Origin of the sequence: Micromonospora sp. NPDC049044 (genome assembly GCF_040649215.1) — a bacterium.
Classification (GTDB): domain Bacteria; phylum Actinomycetota; class Actinomycetes; order Mycobacteriales; family Micromonosporaceae; genus Micromonospora.
Window position 1 is genome coordinate 1,521 of record NZ_JBEZFA010000031.1, and the last position, 18,362, is coordinate 19,882.

Sequence of the window (18,362 nt, forward strand, 5' to 3'; positions counted from 1 at the left end):
TCGGAGTGGGTGAGTCGGGGTGGTAGTGATCTGAGCGCCGATCTGGCGGTGGGTCGTAATGCCGATGGCCGGTTGCAGGTGTTCGTGGTGGGTGGCAATGGGTCGTTGTATTCGACGTGGCAGGCGGCGCCGAATGGTGCGTGGGCGTCGTGGGTGAGTTTGGGTGGTACGGCGCTGCGGCGTCCGGTGGTCGATGTGGCGGCGGATGGTCGGATGGAGTTGTTCGTCGTCGGTGGTGACGGGAAGCTGTATCACAAGTGGCAGCAGAGCCCGAATGGTCCGTTCTCGGAGTGGGTGAGTCGGGGTGGTAGTGATCTGAGCGCCGATCTGGCGGTGGGTCGTAATGCCGATGGCCGGTTGCAGGTGTTCGTGGTGGGTGGCAACGGGTCGTTGTATTCGACGTGGCAGGCCACCCCGGACGGACCCTGGGCCGACTGGCTCTCCGTCGGCTGACCGGCCGCTGACACCCGGTCCTGCCGACGGTGCAGGGGATCGTCCATGATCCTCGTGTCATCGGCAGGGCCGGTGCAGCCGCCCACGTCTGGGTGCGGATCCTCCGGACCGGATCGCTGAGACAGCGCTCACCCCGCGCGGCCCGCGTGAGGGACAGGGCGCTACGAAGATCATCGTTACGCTGCGATCATGAACATCGAGGAGCGCCTACGACGGACCCGTCGGTGGCTGTGGATCGTGCTGATCGGGCTCTTCCTGAGCGGTGCCACAGCTTTTCCGCTGGAGATCGAGGTGCGCTGGCTGCTGCGCGTACTGGACCCGCTCGCCGGCCAACTGCCCGCCCTTGTCGACTGGATCGAGCGGGTGCACGCCGGGCTGGTGACGGCCGGCGCGGACTACCCGTTCCTGCTCTACGGCACCGACTGGCTGGCCTTCGCCCACCTGGTGCTGGCGGTGGCGTTCTGGGGGCCGCTGCGCGACCCGGTCCGTAACGTCTGGGTGGTGCAGGTCGGCATGATCGCCTGCGCGGGCATCGTCCCCCTGGCGCTGATCTGCGGCCCGATCCGCGACATCCCCTGGTTCTGGACGCTCATCGATCTGTCCTTCGCGGTCGGCGCGTTCCCCCCGCTCTGGTTCGCCTACCGACACATCCGCGCCATCGAAGCAACCCCAACCCCCGCGGTCTGACCGCACCCCCCGGCCGCGTCGATCATGGAGTAGTGGTGGGCAATAGGTCCACATTCGCCTGGAATATCAGGCACCACAACTCCATGATCGACCGGGGCGGGGAGGGCCGGGGCGGGGCGGGGAGGGTTGTCGGGCCTGGTGTGCTTTGCCTTGCGCGGTCACACTGTGTGGATCGGAGGTGACTCGTGCGGCGATCCGAGGTGTCCGGGCGGGAGTTGGTCGGCCAGCGACAGTCGCCCGCCGGTCGGGACCGGTTGCCGGCCGGCGGGCTGGAGTTCTTCGCGCTGCTGGCCCGGCTGCTGCGGCGGCCCCGCCGCGGCGACCGGAGGCTGCCGCTGCTCTGGCTGGTCCGCACCGACAGCTCGGATCTGATGGTGGCACTGCGCCGATTCCTCGGCCAGGGGCCCCGGCGGCGGGTGCCGCACGCCGTGCTCGACGCCGCTGCGCCACCGGGCGCCGGGGACGTGCCGGCGTTGCTACGCGAACTGCACCGGCAGCTCTCCCTGGAGGCGTTCGGTGCCGCGCGGCTGCGCTTCCGGCACTACCCGCTCGCCGACTGGCTGATGCACCAGAGCCTCAGTCTCGGCGCCGACGCCGACGACAGCCGGGCCGGTCTGGTACGCCGGCTGCGCGATCGGCAGGGGACGCGTACCGCCGATGCGCTGCCCTCCGGTGGTGACGCGGTCGGCATCGCCTCGCAGGTGCTGCTCTGGCTGGTCCGCCGCGCCGTGCCGAGTGTGGTGTTCCGGGCCGCCGTCTCCGGCCGGGTGCCGGTGCTCGGGCGGCACTACAACTGGTTCATGCGCCAGCAGTATCTCGCGCCCCGGCAGTCGGTCACGTTCCTCGGTTTCGCCGAGCGCCTCACCGCCGGGTGGCGCGACGGCGAGCAACCCGACCAGGTGAACAAACTGCTGCTGCACGCGTTCCTGGAGGACCTGCGGCAGGCGTACCGGCGTCGGCCGTGGCGCCCGTCGGACTGGCGGCGCACCGCGTACCCGGCGCTGCTTGTCGATCACGTCGCTCCCGGCAACGTCGGTGGTGAACTGGTCCGCCTGATCGGCGACGTCCGCACCGAGACCGGCCGCAACGACCCGCTGCTCATCGTCGTCTCCGGCGGGCAACCCCACCGGAGCTGCCCGAACCGCACCCACTGACCGAGGCCGACGAGGCGTACGACGAGTGGGCCGAGGCGCTGCCGGAGATGCGGCGGCTGCGCCGCCCGGCCGCCTGGCTGGTCGCGCTGCGGCCCGACGACACCGACGTCGGCCCACCGTCTCGGGGCGGAATGCGACCGTTCTCCGCACCCGACCCGCCCTGGTGGTCGCGGCGCTTCCTGCCGGGCGCGCTCTGCCTGGTGCTGCTGGCCGCCGGTGGGGTGTGGGCGGGCAGCCGGTGGGGGCCGGGCTGCCACCCCGCGCTCACCGGTGGCCGGGTGTCGGTCGAGGTGGTCGGCAACGGTGAGTGCATCGGCTACAGCGACAGCGCGGCGCAGGTGTTCAACAACGACCCCGGCCAGGACGGGCTGCGGACCATCCAGCGGCGCATCTTCGCGCAGAACCGGGCCGCCGAGGAGGTCTGGCAGCGCAGCGACCGACGCCGGCCCTTCCTCACCCTGGTCTACCTGGGCACGTTGACAGGTAACCGGACCCGCGCCGACGAGGAGTCGTACGTCTCCGAGCGGGAGGAGCTGGAGGGGATGGCGACCGCCCAGTACGCGCTGCTGAAGGAGTCGGCCAGTGCCGACGGCGCGGCGCTGCTGCGGATCGTGGTGGCGAACGGCGGCCGGCAGATGAGCTACGCCGACCGGGCGGTGGCGATGCTCGCCGAGTTGGCCCGGGACGACCCCACGGTGCTCGGGGTGGTCGGGCTGGTGGAGAGCCGGACCAGCACGGCCCGCGCGTTGCGCGAGCTGAACCGGGTCGGGCTGCCGGTGCTGGCACCCACCCTGTCGGCGGACAAGATGGACGCCAACTCCCGCCTCTACCTGCAGATCTCCGCGCCGAACGCCGATCAGGTGAAGATGGTCGACGCGTACGCCCAGCAGGTGTTGAAGGTCAACGAGGCGCACGTCTTCTACACCACGCTCGAGGGCAGCTCGCTCACCGAGGACCTGTACGTGAACACCCTCGTCGACGGGCTCCGGCAACGGTTCGGGTCCCGGGTCACCCGCCTCGACAAGTGGAGCACCGGCCAGCGGTTGATTGACGAGTGCGGCTACCCGGGTCTGCTCTTCTACGCGGGCCGGTGGTCGGAGTTCGACGGTTTCCTGCGGGCGCTGCGCGAGTGCGGCGCGAACCCGCCCCACCATCTGGTCGCCGACGACTCGGCGAACCGCTACATGGCCAATCCCGGGCTGCGCGCCGCCGCGCCCGGCAACCTGCCGGTCACGTACGTCTCGAAGGCCGCGCTCGCCACCTGCGCCGCGCTGCGATCGGCCCGGGAACGGCCCGACGACGCACGGGCGAGCTTCCTGTCCTGGATCCAGGCCGACGACCTGCTCGACCCGCCGCGCTGCCGACCCGGCTCCGAGCGGCAGGTCGGCGAACGGGTGAGCCTCGCCTACGACGCGGCGATGATGATGGTCCGGGCGGTGGAGAGCCTCGCCGCCCGGCTGCACCACGCCGATCCGCGGCAACGCTGGGAGCCGACCTCGGTCAACCCGGTGGGGGTGCACGCCGAGGTGCTGCGGCAAAACGCGGGCCAGGGCTACCCGGGGGTGGCCGGGCTGATCCGGTTCACCCCCGACTCGGGTGAGCCGGTCGACAAGCGGCTGGCCCTGATGCGGGTCGAGCAGGTGCCCGACGTGGCGACGGCACCGGTGGAGGTGTTCCGCTGCGGGGTGGCCGACGCGTCCACCCCGGCCACGTGCGGTCCGGCGTGACACGTCCTCGCGGGACTGTCCGGTTGCCACGGATGTCCGTTAGGGTTCCTGGGACCAGACGGCCGTTGGCGTTGGGGGCAGAGGTTGGGCAGGCTCGCGTCGGCGTACGGGCAGGCGGTCAACTCCCACCGGGCGGCCCGAGCGCACCTGGACGCCGCCCGGGGCACCCTGGGCGTGGCGCCGCCGGCCGTCGCGCCGACCGGTGCCGCTGAGCTGGTGGCCCGTCTCGCCCACCTCGGCGGTGCCCTGGCCACGCCCGCGCCGGGCGTCACCCCACTTACCGACGAGCCGGCAGCGGTGCGGATCGGCGCCGCGTCCACCCCGGACGGCGGCTTCCCGGTGCTGGTGCCGCTCGGCGGCGGCCACCACCTGGCGGTGGACGCCGACATCCGGGACCAGCGGGTCGCCGGGCTGCTGCGGGCGCTGGTGCTGCGGCTGGTCGCCACCGCACCGCCCGGTCAGGTCCGGGTCGTCGGCATCGACACCGCCGCGGTGGGTGCCACCTTCGGACCGCTGCGCCCGTTGCTCGACGCCGGGGTGCTGAGCCCGCCGGCGACAGGTGAGGCCGAGGTGGCCGCACTGCTGGACGCCGCCGAGCGGCACGCCCGCGCGGCGCAGCACGCCCCGCCCGCCGCCCGGCACCTGCTGGTGGTGGTCGCCACCGCCGCGCCACCGCCGCGCGAGCTGGCCCGACTCGCCGCGCTCACCCATGCCGGCCCGGCCGCCGCCGTCTGCGTGCTGCTCGCCGGCCATCCGTCCCGGCTGCCCGGCGAGACCCCGACGCCGCTGGGCGGCGCCACAGCGGTCCGGCTCGACACGGGGTACGCGTACGTCGGTGACCCGCCGGGCATGCCGTTCAGCGCCGACGGCACCGGTCTCGCCGCCCCGGTGCTGCTCGACGGTGATCCGCCGTCGGCGTCGGTACGCGGGCTCGCCGACCATCTGGCCGCCGCCGCCCGCCGCTCCGACGCGCTGCCCTTCACCGACCTGCTGCCCGAGCGGCGCTGGGCCGAGTCCGCCGGCAACGGTCTGCGTACGGTGATCGGTCGGGCCGGTGGCGACGCGCCAGCCGTCGACACCCCGCTGACGCTCGCCTTCGACGACGCCACCCCGCACTGGTTGGTCGGTGGGCGCACCGGCGCCGGCAAGACCGTCTTCCTGCTCGACGTCCTCTACGGCCTGGCCGCTCGGTATTCTCCGGCCGAGTTGCAGCTCTACCTGCTCGACTTCAAGGAGGGCGTGAGCTTCACCGAGTTCGTGCCCACGAGTCGGGACCCGTCCTGGTTGCCGCACGCCCGTGCCGTCGGCATCGAATCCGACCGCGAGTACGGTCTCGCGATCCTGCGCGAGCTGCGCCGGGAGGCGCAACGCCGGGCCACCGCGTTGAAGCGGCACGGCGTCACCAAACTCGCCGACCTGCCCCGGGACAATCCCCTGCCGCGCATCGTGGCGGTGATCGACGAGTTCCACGTGTTGCTCGCCGGCAACGACGCGCTGGCCCGGGAATCCGTGGACCTGCTTGAGGAGTTGGCCCGCAAGGGCCGCTCGTACGGCATCCACCTGGTGCTGGCCAGCCAGAGCATGACCGGCATCGAGGCCCTCTACGGGCGGGCCGAGGCGATCTTCGGGCAGTTCGCGTTGCGGGTGGCGCTGCCCGGCGGCGGCGGGGTGCTCGACCAGCTCAACACCGCCGCCGCGGCCCTGCCGATCGGCTCGGCGGTGGTCAACACCGCAGCCGGTGCGGTAGGTGCCGACACGGTGCTGCGTTTCCCCGACGCGCACGCCGCCAGCGCGGACCTGGCCGCGCTGCGCCACGACCTGTGGCAGGCCCGGCCGGCGGGTTCGCGGGCACCTGCCGTCTTCAAGGGGTACGAGGCCGCGCGGGTCGAGGACGACAGCACCTTCACCGGACTGCGCCCCGGCGGCCGGCGGCCGATGGCCCTGGTCGGCCGGACCGTCGACGTGCACGGCACCACAGCGCTGTTCCTGATGGACGCCACCCCCGGCCGGCATCTCGCCGTGGTGGGCACCGCACCGGCCGGCGCGGACGTGCTGCGCGCCGCGACGCTCAGCCTGGCCCGCCAGCACCACCCCGGCGACGTCCGATTCCAGGTGGCCTCCCTGGTCACCGCCGCCCACCCGGTCGCCGACGACACCGAGGCGGTCCTCCGGGCGGCCGGTCACCCGGTGCACCGCCTCGACGCGGCCGGGCTGCGCGAGCACATCGCCACGCTGGCCACCGAGCCCGCCGGCCGGGAGTACCTTGTGGTGTTCGGGATGGACGCCGCCGCCCCGGTCCTCGGGGCCACCGACCCGGGCACCTTCCGCTCCGGCCTGGACGACCTGCGCACCGTGCTGCGCCAGGGCCCCGGGCAGGGGGTGCACCTGCTCGGTTGGTGGCGGGGGCTGCGCCGACTCGCCGACGACCTGGGCGGCACCCAGAACCGCGACGACGTCGCCTGCCTGGTGGCGCTCAACGTGCCCGGGAGCGAACTGGCCCTGCACCTCGGCGCGCACGACCTGGCCTACACGCCCCGCACCGACCGGGCGCTGCTGATCGACCGGCACGACCAGCGCATCCGGCTGATCGTCCCGTTCGCCGGCGAGGCAGACGAGCCGGACGGGGAGCGGTGACAGTGTCCTTCGAGGAGTACGCGGCGCTGGCCCGACAGCTCGCCGCGCAGCACCGGGCCGGGGAGCAGCACGCCGCCGCCGAGTCTGAGCGCCGTCGGGACCTGCACGCCGCCGTCGACTACCTGCACCAGCGGTTGACCGCCCAGGGGCAGCGCCTCGACCAGCTCGGCCGAGCGATCGGCGTCGACAAGCCGCCCGCCGGCCCGTCCCCGACCGCGGGGCGTCCAGGCGACGCTGCCACCTGGCCTGGCCAACCGGCCGACTCCGACCCGGCCACTGCTACCGGCTCCGGCCCGATCGCCGCTGGCGGCGCTGGCCCGGCCACCGCTGCCGGCTTCGGGCCGGCGTCCGCTGGTGGATCGGGCCAGTCCGCCGCTGCCGGCCTCGGTTCGGCGTCCGCTGATGGGTCGAGCCAGTCCGCCGCACCCGGCCCGGGGGACGGGGCATCCGACGGCGCAGCCGGCGGGCCGGGGCGGGCGGGGGTCGGGGCGTACCCCCAGGTGCCGGGGGAGGCGCGGCTGGCGCTGCCGACGGCGGTGAGCCCGGCGGGCGCCGGGGTGCCGGCGCAGCGGGCGGCGGCGGTCGACCCGGTGGTGGAGCTGGAGTTGGCCCGGCGGATGGCCGACGAGGCCGACCGGCACGGGCAACAGGCGGAGCTGTTGGCCCAGCGGCCGGCGCTCCTGCCGACGTGGTCGCCGCTGGCGCGGGCGGTCGCCGTCTACGCCGGCTGCGGGGCTGCCGCCGGGTTGGTCATGCTGGTCCTGGTGCTCGCCTCCGGGGTGGGCCTGGTGGACGGGTTCACCCTGGGCGCGTGGATCTGCGCGGGGCTGCCGGCGGTGGCGTTCTTCGGCGGGTACCTGGTGCTGGGCCGGTGGGGGCGGCCGGCCATGGTCGCCGGCACCCCGCCGCGCTATCTGCCACTGGGATTCCTGATCTGTTTCCTGCTGGTGCCGATGGCCTACTGCGGCTATCTGTTACTGGTGCGCGGTCTGCGCTGATGACTGCTGACCTGGGATCCGGTCTGCGTTTCGCCGCGCAACCGGTGGTCAGCGTGTTCGTGCCGGGCCTCCCGGCCCGGGTGCCGGAGTGGCGTGCGGTCATCACGTCGCACGGCAGTCGCCGGTAGCGTCACCGCGGGCCGCGACCGGGTCCGCGGCGATTCTGGCGGCCGGACGCGTCTCTGTTGGACGAGCCTCGCGTCGAGTCAGCTAAACGACTGAGGCGCAACAATTCCTCGGGTGTGGCCGATGGTGGGATAGGGTCCCGTCTGCTGACAGATCGTCACGTCGATGAATGAATGCGTGAGTGATTCGCGTCAGGCCGACCGCAATTGCGCCCCGGGCAGATTGCATTTCACGGAGGTGGTTCGGTGTTCCGTCGGACTGAAACGAAAGATGAACCCGGAACGAATCGACTGCGCTTCATGCTCGCCGGGGTGATCGCCCTCGCGCTGCTCGTTCCGGTCGGCTACCTCGGCTACAAAATCATCGATCCGCCAGAGCGGTCGACTGTCCCCCGCCCGAGTGCGTCCGCCGCGGACGGCTGTGCGGCAGGGGTCACCGCCGACACCGGCGAGTGCCTCGGCCCGGTCACCGACGTCTCCACGCTCGACGGCACCATCCAAGAGGTCGCCGGGAAGATCCTCGCCATGAATCGAGAGGTCGAAGGTCAACCCCGGTACGTCCGGATGGTGCTGCTGACGCCGCTGAGCGTCGCGCCGGCACCCGCCGCGTCGGCGATCTCCCTCGACCAGGTCAGGTTCAGCCTCCAGGGCGCGCACGTGGCACTTCGTCGGGCCAATACCTCAGCGGCGTTCGGCGACAAGAACGCCCCTGCCGTGCAGCTGCTCCTCGTCAACCAGGGCAGCGGCCAGCCGTTCGACGAATCACTAGTGGAGCGGATCGTGACGCTCGGCAACGCCGAGCATCCGGTGGTGGCCGTCGTGGGTCTGGGCTCCAGCTTCACGGGCACCGAGAAGATGGCCGCGGCGTTGTCGAAGCGGGGCATCCCCATGGTCGGCGCGGTCACCTCCGCGACCAGCCTCAGCGCGGCGGATTTCCCGACGTTTCACAGCGTGTCCCCGAGCAACATCGACTACGCGATGGCACTGCAGGACCTGCTGGACAAGAATCCCGAGACGCTTCCCCGCAATGGAATCGTCGTGCACGACCGGAACGACGACCCCTATCCGCGGACGCTGACGGCGGCCTTCACCAGTGTGCTGAAGGATTACGTCAAATTCCCCGCCCAGTCCTTCACCGGTGGCACGGTCGGCAACCCGGCCATGCCGCGGGTCTTCGACCCCATCGTGCGGAATCTGTGCAGCGCGGTGAAGGACGGCAACAAAGCCAAGCGACTCCAGATGGTGTTCTTCGCCGGTCGGGTCGCCGACTTTCCGAGTTTCGCCGAGGCGTTGAAGGAGCGGATCTGTCGCAGTGAACCGCTGACCATCCTGGTCGGTGCCACCGGCTTCCAGCTCTCCCCGCAACAGGTGACACTGCTCGACGCCGCGAACGTCTCGGTCATCTGGGCCTCCTCGGCCGATGCGCCAGCCTGGATCAGGAACCGACCCGGCACGCCCGCGGGTTTCCCGGACTTCCTCAAGGTCTACCGCGACGAGGAGAAGTATCCGGCGGACTCGCTCGACGACGGGTACGCGGTGATGTACCACGACGCCGTCGCGAGCGCCGTGCGGGCGATCCGGATGGCCGTCGGGCGCGACAACATACCCACTGCCGACGGTGTGCAGACCCAGTTCAGCAACCTCGCGCTGGCGCACGAGATCGTCGGCGCGACAGGCACCCTGACGTTCGGCGAACGGGCCGACATCGACGGTCGGGCCACCGGAAAGGCGGTGATGTACCGGCAGTTGGGCGGGACGCCGCCCCGGCTGCCCGCCGACGTGGCGCCCTATCTCACCCGGTGAGGCCGGGGCCCTCGCCGGCGTCGGACACCAGCCAGTGCCGGCTGCGAGGGTCCTCGTAGGCGTCGATCCACTCGTTGGGTCGCCACACCCGCCGGCCCCGCAGCTCGAGCCGCGGCTGTAACCCGAGCATGGTCAGCGCCAACGCCAGCTCCACCGCCGCCAGCACGACCGTGGTGATGCCGGCGGCCAAGCCCAGCGCGCCGTCCGGTCGTGTCAGATCCCAGCCGACCGCGCCGAGCGCCGCCACCGAGAGCACGCTCAGCAACCCGCCCGTTGCCTGCTCGGCGGAGTGGCGGTCGACCCGGTGCGCCCGGACCACCGGAACGAACACCAGGGCGCCCCGCCGACGCCAGTCCGCTTCGAGGTTGGCCCAGCGGGCCGGGTCGGTGGCCTTGGCCGTCAGGAAGCGGTTGACGTCCGACGTGTCCAGGTCGACCTCCTGTGCCCAGCACAGCAGCGTCACCAGGTTGGACTGTCGGTCCAGCCCGCGCCGGAACGGATACACCTGCTGGCGCAGGAGGGCGGTGGCGAATCGCGGGTGCGCTGCCGGTTGACGTTGCAACGCCGCGAAGCAGGCCGGGTCGGTGGCGAGCCGTACCAGGCGGTCGACGAGTGGCACCAGCGAGTGGTCGTCGGGGGGTGCGCCCTCCGCGGTGCGCAGGCAACGCCACAACGGTTCGACGAACCGCGGGTCGTCGGGTACGACACCCACCAGCCGGACCACCATCGAGCGGCTGACGGAACTCTCACCCAACCGTTCCACGAGCATCGTCATCACGTCGAGCAGCGTCTCGTGGGTGCCGCCGAGCGCGTCCGCGGCGTCCGCCTCGCCGGCGACCTTCGTCAGCCAGGTGAAGGCCTGGTCGCGGGCGGCGTCACGGATCGCCGCCCGGGGCGACGCGGTGGCGCTCAGCACGGCTGCCAGGGCGGAGAGCATCACCGGGGGCCTCGGGTCACGCAGGGGTTCGGCCATCCGCTCCAGTACGGCGAAACCGATCGGGTTGAGGCAGTCCGCACCCGCCAGGCAGGCGCAGGCGAGGACCGGGTCGATCTCGGCCAGCTCGCCGACGAAGCCGGTGACGACCGACTGGTCCGCGGTGGCCGTGTAGAAGAGCACCACCCGACGCCACTCGCGCTCCATGGCCCGCCCCCGCAGCAGCCGCAGACCCTCGTCGCTCTGGCGCAGCAACTCGGAGGCGACCAGATGTTCCTGCAACGAGCGGTGCACGAACTCGTACTGCCCGTCGCTGACCGGGCTGAGCAGCCCGGACCGGTCGATGATCTCGTCGACGAAGTCGTCGGCACGGCCGTGCAGATTCTGCCGCAGCCGGTCGCCGGTGGCCGACACGAAGTCGGCGAGCGCCGCCCTGTCGAATGGTCCGAATCCCTGCGGGCCGAGCGCCGCGCGCAGTGCGAACTCCCGCAGCACCCGTAGTTTGTCGGCCTGGTCGAACTCGTTCACCCCGGTGGTGAGCCCGTCGGCCCGGAAGCTGTGCCGGCCGAGCATCTCGTCGATCATCTCGTCGTACAGTCGCGCCGTCGAGTGCGCGATGGCGGGGAACTTCCGGCCCGCGTACAGGCCTATCGACATCGAGAGGACCAGCGGATTTCGGTGCAGGCCCAGCGTGCCCGACACCCGTAGCTGCGCCATGAACCGCTGCGGCCCGTCGAGGTCGGGGAACCGATCGGGAAAGGCCCGCAGGTAGGCGAGTATCTCGGTGTCCCGCAGCGGGGCCAGCGCGTAACTGCGGTGCGGGCCGAACCGCTCCGACTGCCAGTCGTCGGCGATCCGCAGGAAGGTGAGCCGTCGGCAGGTGATCACGATCCGGGCATTGGCGGTCGGCAGTTCCGGGGTGTGGTCGCTGAGGAACCGGTACACCTCGTCGCGGATGGCCGAGTACGCGGCCGGCGTCACCTCGTCCAGCCCGTCGAGCAACACGACGCAACGCTCCTGCTGCAACGTCTGCGCGAGGAACTGCTGGGCTTCCTCCTTGGTCAGCGCCAGCCCCTTCTGTGACCGCAGCACCCCGAGGATGTGGTCGGTGAGCGCGCCGGCCTGTCCGATGCCGCGAAGCAACCGCACCGGCACCAGGAACGGCACCTCCCGGCCCCGCCCGGTGCCCCCTCGACCGTCGACGCCGCCCAGCGCCGCGATCCCGAACGCCTTGAGCATCGTGGTCTTGCCGGACCCCGCGTCGCCGAGCAGCACGACGTGGTGGTGCCGGTCGGCGATCCGCCGGCCGGCGTCGGCGATCCGGTCCGAGCGTCCCTCCTCGGTCACGAACAGCGGCACCAGGGTCCGCTCCAGCCTCAGCGTCTCCGGTGCCGCCAGGTACGGGTTGTACACCCGGTACTCCTCGACGAACCAACGGCGGTAGCGCTCCTCCGGCGCCCCGCGCCGCAACTTGCGCAGCAGCCGGGTCGCCGCCACCGAAATCGCCAGCAACGCCGCCCCGGTGCCGGCGAGCGGATCGACCGCCTTCACCAGGTCGTATACCGGCTGTAGCCACCCCAACACAATGTCCACACCATCGATGGTGCGCCACCGGTGTTACCACACGTCGCGGTCCGGACCCGACGCGCCGAACGACCAGGCAGGACGCGCCGGACCGCGACCACGTCCGCTACTTTCCGGGTACGCCGACCTCATTCGTTCGCCTCGGCACTCGACTTGACCAGCAGGGCGAAGCGCACATCGGTGCAGGGGTAGTCGACGCCGCACTCACAGAGCCAGCGACGGACCACCCGGGGCGGATGGGCGAAGAGGACGTCGTCGGCGTCCTCGACGTCCTGATCGGACACGAGGCGATGGCGTTGCTCGGGCGGGGCTGGTGGATCGGTGGGGGATTCGTCGGGTCGATCGGGCATCGAGGGCTCCCGTCGGGTCGTCTTCCAGCTGCTCACGGCTCTTGCGTGCGGGGCGGTGTGCGGGCACACCCCGGCACGCCCGGTCGAACGGGGGGACCGACCGACCGGGCGCTTCCTGCGCGGTGGGAACGAACCAGCTCCGGGTTGCAGACCTGGGAGCCAGCCAAGGGGAAGCTTATATAACAGGTCATGTAAGCGCAAGGATCGACCACACATTGCTTGCTATACAAAGTTCCTCGTGATCGAATGGCAGGGCAGACCTGGGAGACACCAATGCCCGCCAAAGCGAAGTGGGCGCAGATCGCCGACGGCATCCGCGCTCAGATCAAGTCCGGCGACCTTGCGCCGGGCGACAAACTGCCCTCGACCTCTGAGCTGTGCCGTCAACACGACGTCTCGGCCATCGTCGTTCGTCAGGCCATCAACGCGCTCAAGATCGAGGGATTAGTGGAAGGTGTCGGTGGCGTCGGCGTGTTCGTTGCCGAACGCTGAACATCTGACCGCCCAAACGCCTCCCGTTCCCATGGCGCTCCAGATCCTGGACCGGTTCCGTCCTGCGGGGGTCGCCCGCTTGGCGGCACAGCCTGTCAGGTGACGTGGGAGCGAACGCTCGGTCGCGCTGAGTGCACGAATCTCGTACGCTCCCATGTGGTCTCCGCCGGTGCGGTGGTGGAGGCGATGGTCGACCAGGGGGAGGTGCGCGTGAGCGCAGGACAGATCATCGCGAGGCTGGCGGCGGCGTCGCAGAAACTGGACGAGGCGAAGGCCAAGACCGCAGCGGCAGCGCAGGACGCGGCCGAGGCGCGGGCACTCGTCGCCGGTGCGCTGGAAGGCGTGGCTGGCGGTCCGCTGGTCGGCATGATCGACGCGTACCGTCAGGCGCTCGCGCAGGCCTCCCAGGGTGGCGACCCGGCCAAACAGCATGTGCAGGAGACGATCGCCAAGGTCCGAGCGCTGGGAAACTGACAGCGGGCGGTGGCAGCGCAACCCGCCATCCACCCGCGCCAGTCGACATCACCTTGCGGCCTGCGGTCCCACTGTCGGCACCGGCGCTGCCCAGCCGTGACAGCCGACGTGAGGCGCGCGTCGAGAGGAACGTGAGGCGCCGGCATCCTGAGCGCGGCATCGGGGCGCGTCAGCCGATGTGCCGGCGCTCGGATCGTTACCCTGCGTCCTGTGCTACTCACCTACGTCGACGAGTCGTTTACCTCTCGCGTCTACTGGATCGGGGCGCTGATGGTCCCGGACGGGGTAGCGATCCAACTGAGCGAGGCACTCGACCAGGTCGTAGCGGACGCGGCAAAGACCTACGGCGTTTCCGTCGACGTTGAGCTGCACGGGTACGACATCTTTCACGGCCGCAAGGGCTGGAAGGGTATCCCGCCTCGTGCGCGGATCGCGGTCTACAAGGCGGCGATGAGGGCGATCGGTGTGCAGGATGTGGCGATCATCCTGCGTGGTGTGAGGCGTGAGCAGTTGGCCAGGCGGTACGCGTACCCACGGCCGGCGCACGAGGTGGTGCTGTCGCATGTGCTTGAACGGGTCGACGGGTACGCCGCGTCCCGCGAGCAGTATGCGCTCGTCATAGCGGACGAAGTTCATGACCAGGCCACGCACCGGGCTGACCTGACTCGTTACCGAATCTCGGGCACTGGCGGATACAGATCCCGAAAACTGACCCGCATAGTCGACACGTTGCACTTCGCTCCGTCGCATGCGAGTCGGCTGGTGCAGGCAGTGGACCTGGTGACGTTCCTGTTTCAACGGCTTGAACTTCCGGGGATGATCCCACGTGCCGCGGCAGTGAACGAACAGCTTTGGGCGCTGGTGGAGCCTCGGTGCTACCACTCGTGGTGCTGGGATCCAATGGCGAAGCAGGAGTAAGCCGAAAGCACGAAGGGCCCGCTGACGCGGGCCCCAAGGCGGGCGCGGGAGCCCGACTAGGGCGTCCTGCGTTACCCACGCTAGCAGTTGTCCTCGAGCCGCACACGGAACCGAGCCCAAAGTTCCGCTGGCCGGCGTGCCGCGCGACTTCCGCACAAACCAGCACTTCACGCTGAAGCAGAACCCGCTGCGTCGTGAGCACCTTCAAGACTTCGTCGACTGCTACCTGCCGGGCAAGGACCGCGCCGAGCGGGTCGAGACCGAGCAGTTCAAGCCCTTCTCCTACGAAGATCTGATCGCCCGAGACAAGGTGAACCTCGACATCACCTGGCTCAAGGACGCCTCCCTGGAGGACGCCGACGCCCTGCTGCCGCCGGAGGTGATCGCGCAGGAGATCATCGAAGATTTGACCGGGCGCAGAGTCAGGATGAGGTGACGGCATGTCATCCGGGATCGGTGGTGCGATTCGTTAGGCTTGTCGGTATGACCGGACCGGTGAGCAAGAAGTCCTTCTCGCTTCCGCAGGACGTGGCGGAGCGCTTGGAGCGTGAGCCCAACGCCAGTGCGTACGTTGTCGACACGATCCGGGCGCGGATGCGTGCCGAGGATCTCGACGCCGAGTTGGCCCGCCGGGGCATGACGGTAACGGCGGAAGGGCAGGCCCGTGCCAGGACCCAACGCGCCCAGGTCGAGCAGGAATGGTCACCTGGTCGACGCGCCGCGCTGCGGGATCGCTCCCGCCGCGCGGCAGCGGAGATGCTCGATGGTCCCGGCAGTCAGGCTCCGGGCGCATGACGAGTCCCGACGCGCCGGCGGTCCGGCTGATACTGGACCGGTCCGCACTGCTCGCCTATGTGGCTGGATCCATGGACGTCGCCGAACCCATCCACGAGGTCGCCCAGGACGGGGTCCGGTTCGGGGTGCCGGCGGTGGTCGCGGCCGAGGTGCTGGCAGTGGTGGACGATCCGGGTGATCGTGCGGTGCTGCACCGACTGTTCGAACGGCCCGCCTGCGCGGTGCTGTCGACCTGGGGCGAGGACTGGCAGGAATTGGCGTACTGGCGGGTGGTGACCGGTCGGGTCGACCTCGCCGCTGCCGTGCTGGCTGTCCTGGAGCACGATGCCTCGGTGCTGACCAGCGAGGTCAAGGCGTACGGCGACGGCGGCGACCTTCCGGTCATCCGCTTTTCCGGCTAGGGCGCGCGTTCGACGACGACGACCGGGATCTCCCGGTCGGTGCCCTTCTGGTAGCGGGCGTACGTCGGGAAGACCTTCGTCATGACGGGCCACAGCCGAGCCCGCTCCTCGCCCGTCGCCGTCCGCGCCCGTCCGGTGAACCGTTCCGCGCCGACCTGGACCTCGACGGTCGGGTCGGCGCTGAGGTTCAGATACCAGGCGGGGTGGGTGCTGGCGCCCCCGTTGGAGGCCACCAGGAGGTGGTTGTCGCCGTCGCGGCCGTACATCAGGGCGGTGCGGCGCAGTTTGCCGGTGCGGCGTCCGCGGGTGGTGAGCAGCAGCGACGGTACGCCATGGAAGGTCTCGCCGTCGGCGCCGTCGGTCTGCACGTAGCGCCGGATGTGCGCGGCGACCCAGCCGACCGGGCTGTCCTCGATCGTCTCGTGCTGCTCGTGCGTGGTCACGGCATGTCTCCTCGGTGGGGCCGGCCCGGCCCCACTCGCCGATGTGCCGGGCGCTGTTCGGCACATTGTGCCCGATGGTCGGTTGTCTCGCCGGCCGTGCCGGTCAGGACGTGCTGGCGGACTGCCCACTGTGGTCGGCTGGCCGGGTGTCGTGCCCGGGGCGGGTGGTCAGCACCTGGGGCCCGGCTTCGGTGATCGCGACGGTGTGCTCGGAGTGGGCCGTGCGGGAGCCGTCCGCGGAGCGGATCGTCCACCCGTCGTCGTCAAACCTGATCTTGTCGGTGCTCCGGCAGAACCACGGCTCGATCGCGATCGTCAGGCCGGGCTTGAGTGTCATGCCCCGGCCGGGGCGGCCCTTGTTGGCGACGTGTGGGGCCTCGTGCATGGTGCGGCCGATGCCGTGCCCACCGAACTCGTTGTTGACCTGGTAGCCGTAGCTGTGGGCGACCTCGCCGATGGCGGCGGAGACGTCGCCGAGCTGGTGGCCCGGCTGTGCGGCGTCGATGGCGGCGGCCAGCGCGACCTCGGTGGCCTCGATCAGCGTGAGGTCTTCCGGGGCGGGGGTGCCGACGATGACCGACAGCGCCGAGTCGGCGACCCAGCCGTCGATCCCGACCGCCATGTCGATGCTCAGCAGATCGCCGTCGCGCAGGACGTAGTCGTGCGGCAGGCCGTGCAGCACCGCGTCGTTCACCGAGAGGCACAGGACGTTGCGGAACGGGCCGCGGCCGAACGACGGCGCGTAGTCCCAGTAGCAGGACTCGGCGCCCCGCTCCTTGATCCGACGGCGGGCGTGGTGCTCAAGGTCCATCAGGTTGACCCCGACGTCGGCGACCTCGCGCAGATCTGCCAGCAGCTCACCGACGAACTGGCCGGTCACGGCCATCCGTTGGATTTCCTCCGGGGACTTAAGCTCGATCACGACCAACCCTCCCTGTCCGTAGCGGTATATTTATACCACGCCTCGGTGCGTCGCCCGGATGGCGTTGCTGGTCCGCCACGGCAGATCTATCCTGCTCACATGGTTCGGCCACCGCTCACCCCCGCGCAGATTGCCGCGGGCCAACGTCTCGGCGCGGCGCTTCGGGTCGCACGGGGTGGCCGTCCCCTCGTCGAGGTGGCACTGGCGGCCGGCATCTCGCCGGAGACGCTCCGCAAGATCGAGGTGGGTCGGCTCCCGGCACCCGCGTTCGGCACTGTGGTCTGCCTCAGCGAGGTCCTCGGCGTCCCGCTCAGCGACCTGGCCGAGGTGTGGCTGGCCGACCTGCGCGTCCGTGAGGCGTCCTGACCGAGCGCCCGTCCCCGCTGCGCGGCTGTGCGGCGTGCCGGAGCGAGCGTCAGCGGGGCCGGCTGGTCAGCCGCGCGAGCGCGGCAGGCAGCACTTCTTGTACTTGGTGCCCGATCCGCACCAGCAGGCGTCGTTGCGCCCGGGCGGCCAGGCCCGTAGGTCGGGCCCGGTGAGCGAGTCGGCGTACTCGTCCTGGGTCTCCTCGTCGGTGGGGTCGTCGCCCCCGCGTTCGGCGAAGGCCGCCAACCCGGCGACGGAGCCGACGACCACGCCCAGGTCGGCGCCGCCCAGCCCGGACGCGTCGACGAGGGCGCGCTCGGTCTGGGCGCGGTGCTCGTCCCAGCTGGCGGGGTAACTGTCGGCGAGCGCGGGCCAGCGCAGCAACAGCGCGTCGAACTCCGCCCGCGGCCAGAACAGCAGCGTCGCGGGGCCGTCGTCGAGCGCGTCGAGCGCGTGGTTGCTCGCGGCGCGCAGCCGGTCGGCGAGGTTGTCGTACTCGTCGTGTGGCAGGCCCAGCCCTTCCCGCAGGTGGTGCCGCCGCTGGGTCAGGCCGTAGATCATGGCCGCGGCCTCGTCCTGGGCGTCCTCGGACTCGTGCTGCTTGTCGCGGGTGCGGGCCAGGATCGCGTCCAGCGCCTCGGTCAGCCACTGCACCGCCAGCTCGGGGTGACCGGCGTCGGCAAGCTCGTCGACCAGGTAGGTGGCGTTGGGATTGGTCTCCAACAGTGGGCGCAGGGCGGTCAGCTCGGCCATGCCCTCGTCCGTGCGGCCGAGGCGCAACAGCAGACCGGCGCGCACCGACCGGGCGTACGCGTCCTCGTCGGGTTGTTCGGCGATGGCACGGGTGGCCAGCGCGAGCGCGTCGGCCAGGTCGCCCGCCGTCGCCAGGATGTCCGCGGCGACGAGCAGGGCGTACCCGGTGTCGTCGGGGTCGGCGACCCGTCCCTCGTCGACCGCGCGCACCAGCTCGGCGACCAGGGCGGCCGGATCCGGGCTCGTGGGGCCCAGCGCACCGATCTCCTCGATGCGGTCGGCGGTCAGCAGTTCGGGCATGGCGGCATCCTGAAGCAGGGGAGTGGTGGACGGGCGCGAGGCGGCCAGC

General features: G+C 71.2%; 19 protein-coding genes and 1 pseudogene. 15 read left to right on the plus strand and 5 right to left on the minus strand.

The features are described from left to right. From AB0B85_RS23610 to AB0B85_RS23645, 8 genes and pseudogenes are all read left to right on the plus strand, one after another. Positions 1-453, plus strand: a pseudogene (locus AB0B85_RS23610) (hypothetical protein); the annotation flags it as partial. 189 nt (positions 454-642) lie between these two features. Further along, entirely contained in the window at positions 643-1,140 is a 498-nt protein-coding gene (locus AB0B85_RS23615) for a hypothetical protein (RefSeq protein ID WP_357410711.1), read from the plus strand. Positions 1,141-1,325: 185 nt separating this feature from the next. Then, on the plus strand, positions 1,326-2,294 hold the full coding sequence (locus AB0B85_RS23620) for a hypothetical protein (protein WP_357410713.1): 969 nt from the start codon (positions 1,326-1,328) through the stop codon (positions 2,292-2,294). 47 nt (positions 2,295-2,341) lie between these two features. Then, complete coding sequence (locus tag AB0B85_RS23625) at positions 2,342-4,021, plus strand: hypothetical protein (protein WP_357410715.1); 1,680 nt, start codon at positions 2,342-2,344, stop codon at positions 4,019-4,021. 84 nt (positions 4,022-4,105) lie between these two features. Further along, positions 4,106-6,655, plus strand: coding sequence for an FtsK/SpoIIIE domain-containing protein (locus AB0B85_RS23630; RefSeq protein WP_357410717.1), 2,550 nt, complete (start codon positions 4,106-4,108; stop codon positions 6,653-6,655). Positions 6,656-6,657: 2 nt separating this feature from the next. Then, positions 6,658-7,653, plus strand: a complete 996-nt coding sequence (locus tag AB0B85_RS23635; RefSeq protein WP_357410719.1) for a hypothetical protein — start codon at positions 6,658-6,660, stop codon at positions 7,651-7,653. After that, on the plus strand, positions 7,653-7,781 hold the full coding sequence (locus AB0B85_RS23640; protein ID WP_357410721.1) for a hypothetical protein: 129 nt from the start codon (positions 7,653-7,655) through the stop codon (positions 7,779-7,781). Before AB0B85_RS23635 ends, AB0B85_RS23640 begins: the two co-directional genes overlap by 1 nt. 297 nt (positions 7,782-8,078) lie before the next feature. Continuing rightward, a complete protein-coding gene (locus tag AB0B85_RS23645) occupies positions 8,079-9,581 on the plus strand; it encodes a hypothetical protein (RefSeq protein WP_357410723.1) in 1,503 nt (500 codons plus the stop codon). Here the strand turns inward: AB0B85_RS23645 and AB0B85_RS23650 are convergent. Further along, on the minus strand, positions 9,571-12,108 hold the full coding sequence (locus AB0B85_RS23650) for an NACHT domain-containing protein (protein WP_357410725.1): 2,538 nt from the start codon (positions 12,106-12,108) through the stop codon (positions 9,571-9,573). The genes AB0B85_RS23645 and AB0B85_RS23650 overlap by 11 nt on opposite strands. A gap of 119 nt (positions 12,109-12,227) precedes the next feature. Continuing rightward, positions 12,228-12,383, minus strand: coding sequence for a hypothetical protein (locus AB0B85_RS23655; RefSeq protein WP_357410727.1), 156 nt, complete (start codon positions 12,381-12,383; stop codon positions 12,228-12,230). 312 nt (positions 12,384-12,695) lie between these two features. Here AB0B85_RS23655 and AB0B85_RS23660 point away from each other — a divergent pair, with 312 nt between their 5' ends. The 6 genes from AB0B85_RS23660 (at position 12,696) to AB0B85_RS23685 (ending at position 15,529) form a co-directional block, all read left to right on the plus strand. Continuing rightward, the gene (locus AB0B85_RS23660; protein ID WP_357410729.1) at positions 12,696-12,941 is read left to right on the plus strand and encodes a winged helix-turn-helix domain-containing protein; all 246 of its coding nucleotides are present in this window, start codon (positions 12,696-12,698) and stop codon (positions 12,939-12,941) included. Between the two features lie 186 nt (positions 12,942-13,127). Beyond that, a complete protein-coding gene (locus AB0B85_RS23665) occupies positions 13,128-13,415 on the plus strand; it encodes a DUF6244 family protein (RefSeq protein WP_357410860.1) in 288 nt (95 codons plus the stop codon). Between the two features lie 210 nt (positions 13,416-13,625). After that, on the plus strand, positions 13,626-14,333 hold the full coding sequence (locus tag AB0B85_RS23670; RefSeq protein WP_357410731.1) for a DUF3800 domain-containing protein: 708 nt from the start codon (positions 13,626-13,628) through the stop codon (positions 14,331-14,333). Between the two features lie 136 nt (positions 14,334-14,469). Next, on the plus strand, positions 14,470-14,769 hold the full coding sequence (locus tag AB0B85_RS23675; RefSeq protein ID WP_357410733.1) for a hypothetical protein: 300 nt from the start codon (positions 14,470-14,472) through the stop codon (positions 14,767-14,769). 47 nt (positions 14,770-14,816) lie between these two features. Beyond that, positions 14,817-15,128 carry a hypothetical protein gene (locus tag AB0B85_RS23680; RefSeq protein WP_357410735.1) on the plus strand — a complete coding sequence of 104 codons (312 nt, stop codon included), beginning with the start codon at positions 14,817-14,819 and terminating at the stop codon, positions 15,126-15,128. Then, positions 15,125-15,529 (plus strand): hypothetical protein, encoded by a 405-nt coding sequence (locus tag AB0B85_RS23685; protein ID WP_357410737.1) that lies wholly within the window; start codon positions 15,125-15,127, stop codon positions 15,527-15,529. The genes AB0B85_RS23680 and AB0B85_RS23685 overlap by 4 nt, the downstream gene beginning before the upstream one ends. On the opposite strand, the gene AB0B85_RS23690 is transcribed toward AB0B85_RS23685, so the two are convergent. Continuing rightward, positions 15,526-15,972 carry a nitroreductase family deazaflavin-dependent oxidoreductase gene (locus tag AB0B85_RS23690; RefSeq protein WP_357410739.1) on the minus strand — a complete coding sequence of 149 codons (447 nt, stop codon included), beginning with the start codon at positions 15,970-15,972 and terminating at the stop codon, positions 15,526-15,528. The genes AB0B85_RS23685 and AB0B85_RS23690 overlap by 4 nt on opposite strands. A gap of 103 nt (positions 15,973-16,075) precedes the next feature. Beyond that, positions 16,076-16,894 (minus strand): type I methionyl aminopeptidase, encoded by an 819-nt coding sequence (gene map / locus AB0B85_RS23695; protein WP_357410741.1) that lies wholly within the window; start codon positions 16,892-16,894, stop codon positions 16,076-16,078. 99 nt (positions 16,895-16,993) lie between these two features. Here map and AB0B85_RS23700 point away from each other — a divergent pair, with 99 nt between their 5' ends. Beyond that, on the plus strand, positions 16,994-17,260 hold the full coding sequence (locus AB0B85_RS23700; protein WP_357410743.1) for a helix-turn-helix transcriptional regulator: 267 nt from the start codon (positions 16,994-16,996) through the stop codon (positions 17,258-17,260). 66 nt (positions 17,261-17,326) lie between these two features. On the opposite strand, the gene AB0B85_RS23705 is transcribed toward AB0B85_RS23700, so the two are convergent. Further along, entirely contained in the window at positions 17,327-18,313 is a 987-nt protein-coding gene (locus AB0B85_RS23705; RefSeq protein ID WP_357410745.1) for an SEC-C metal-binding domain-containing protein, read from the minus strand. Positions 18,314-18,362: the final 49 nt, after the last annotated feature.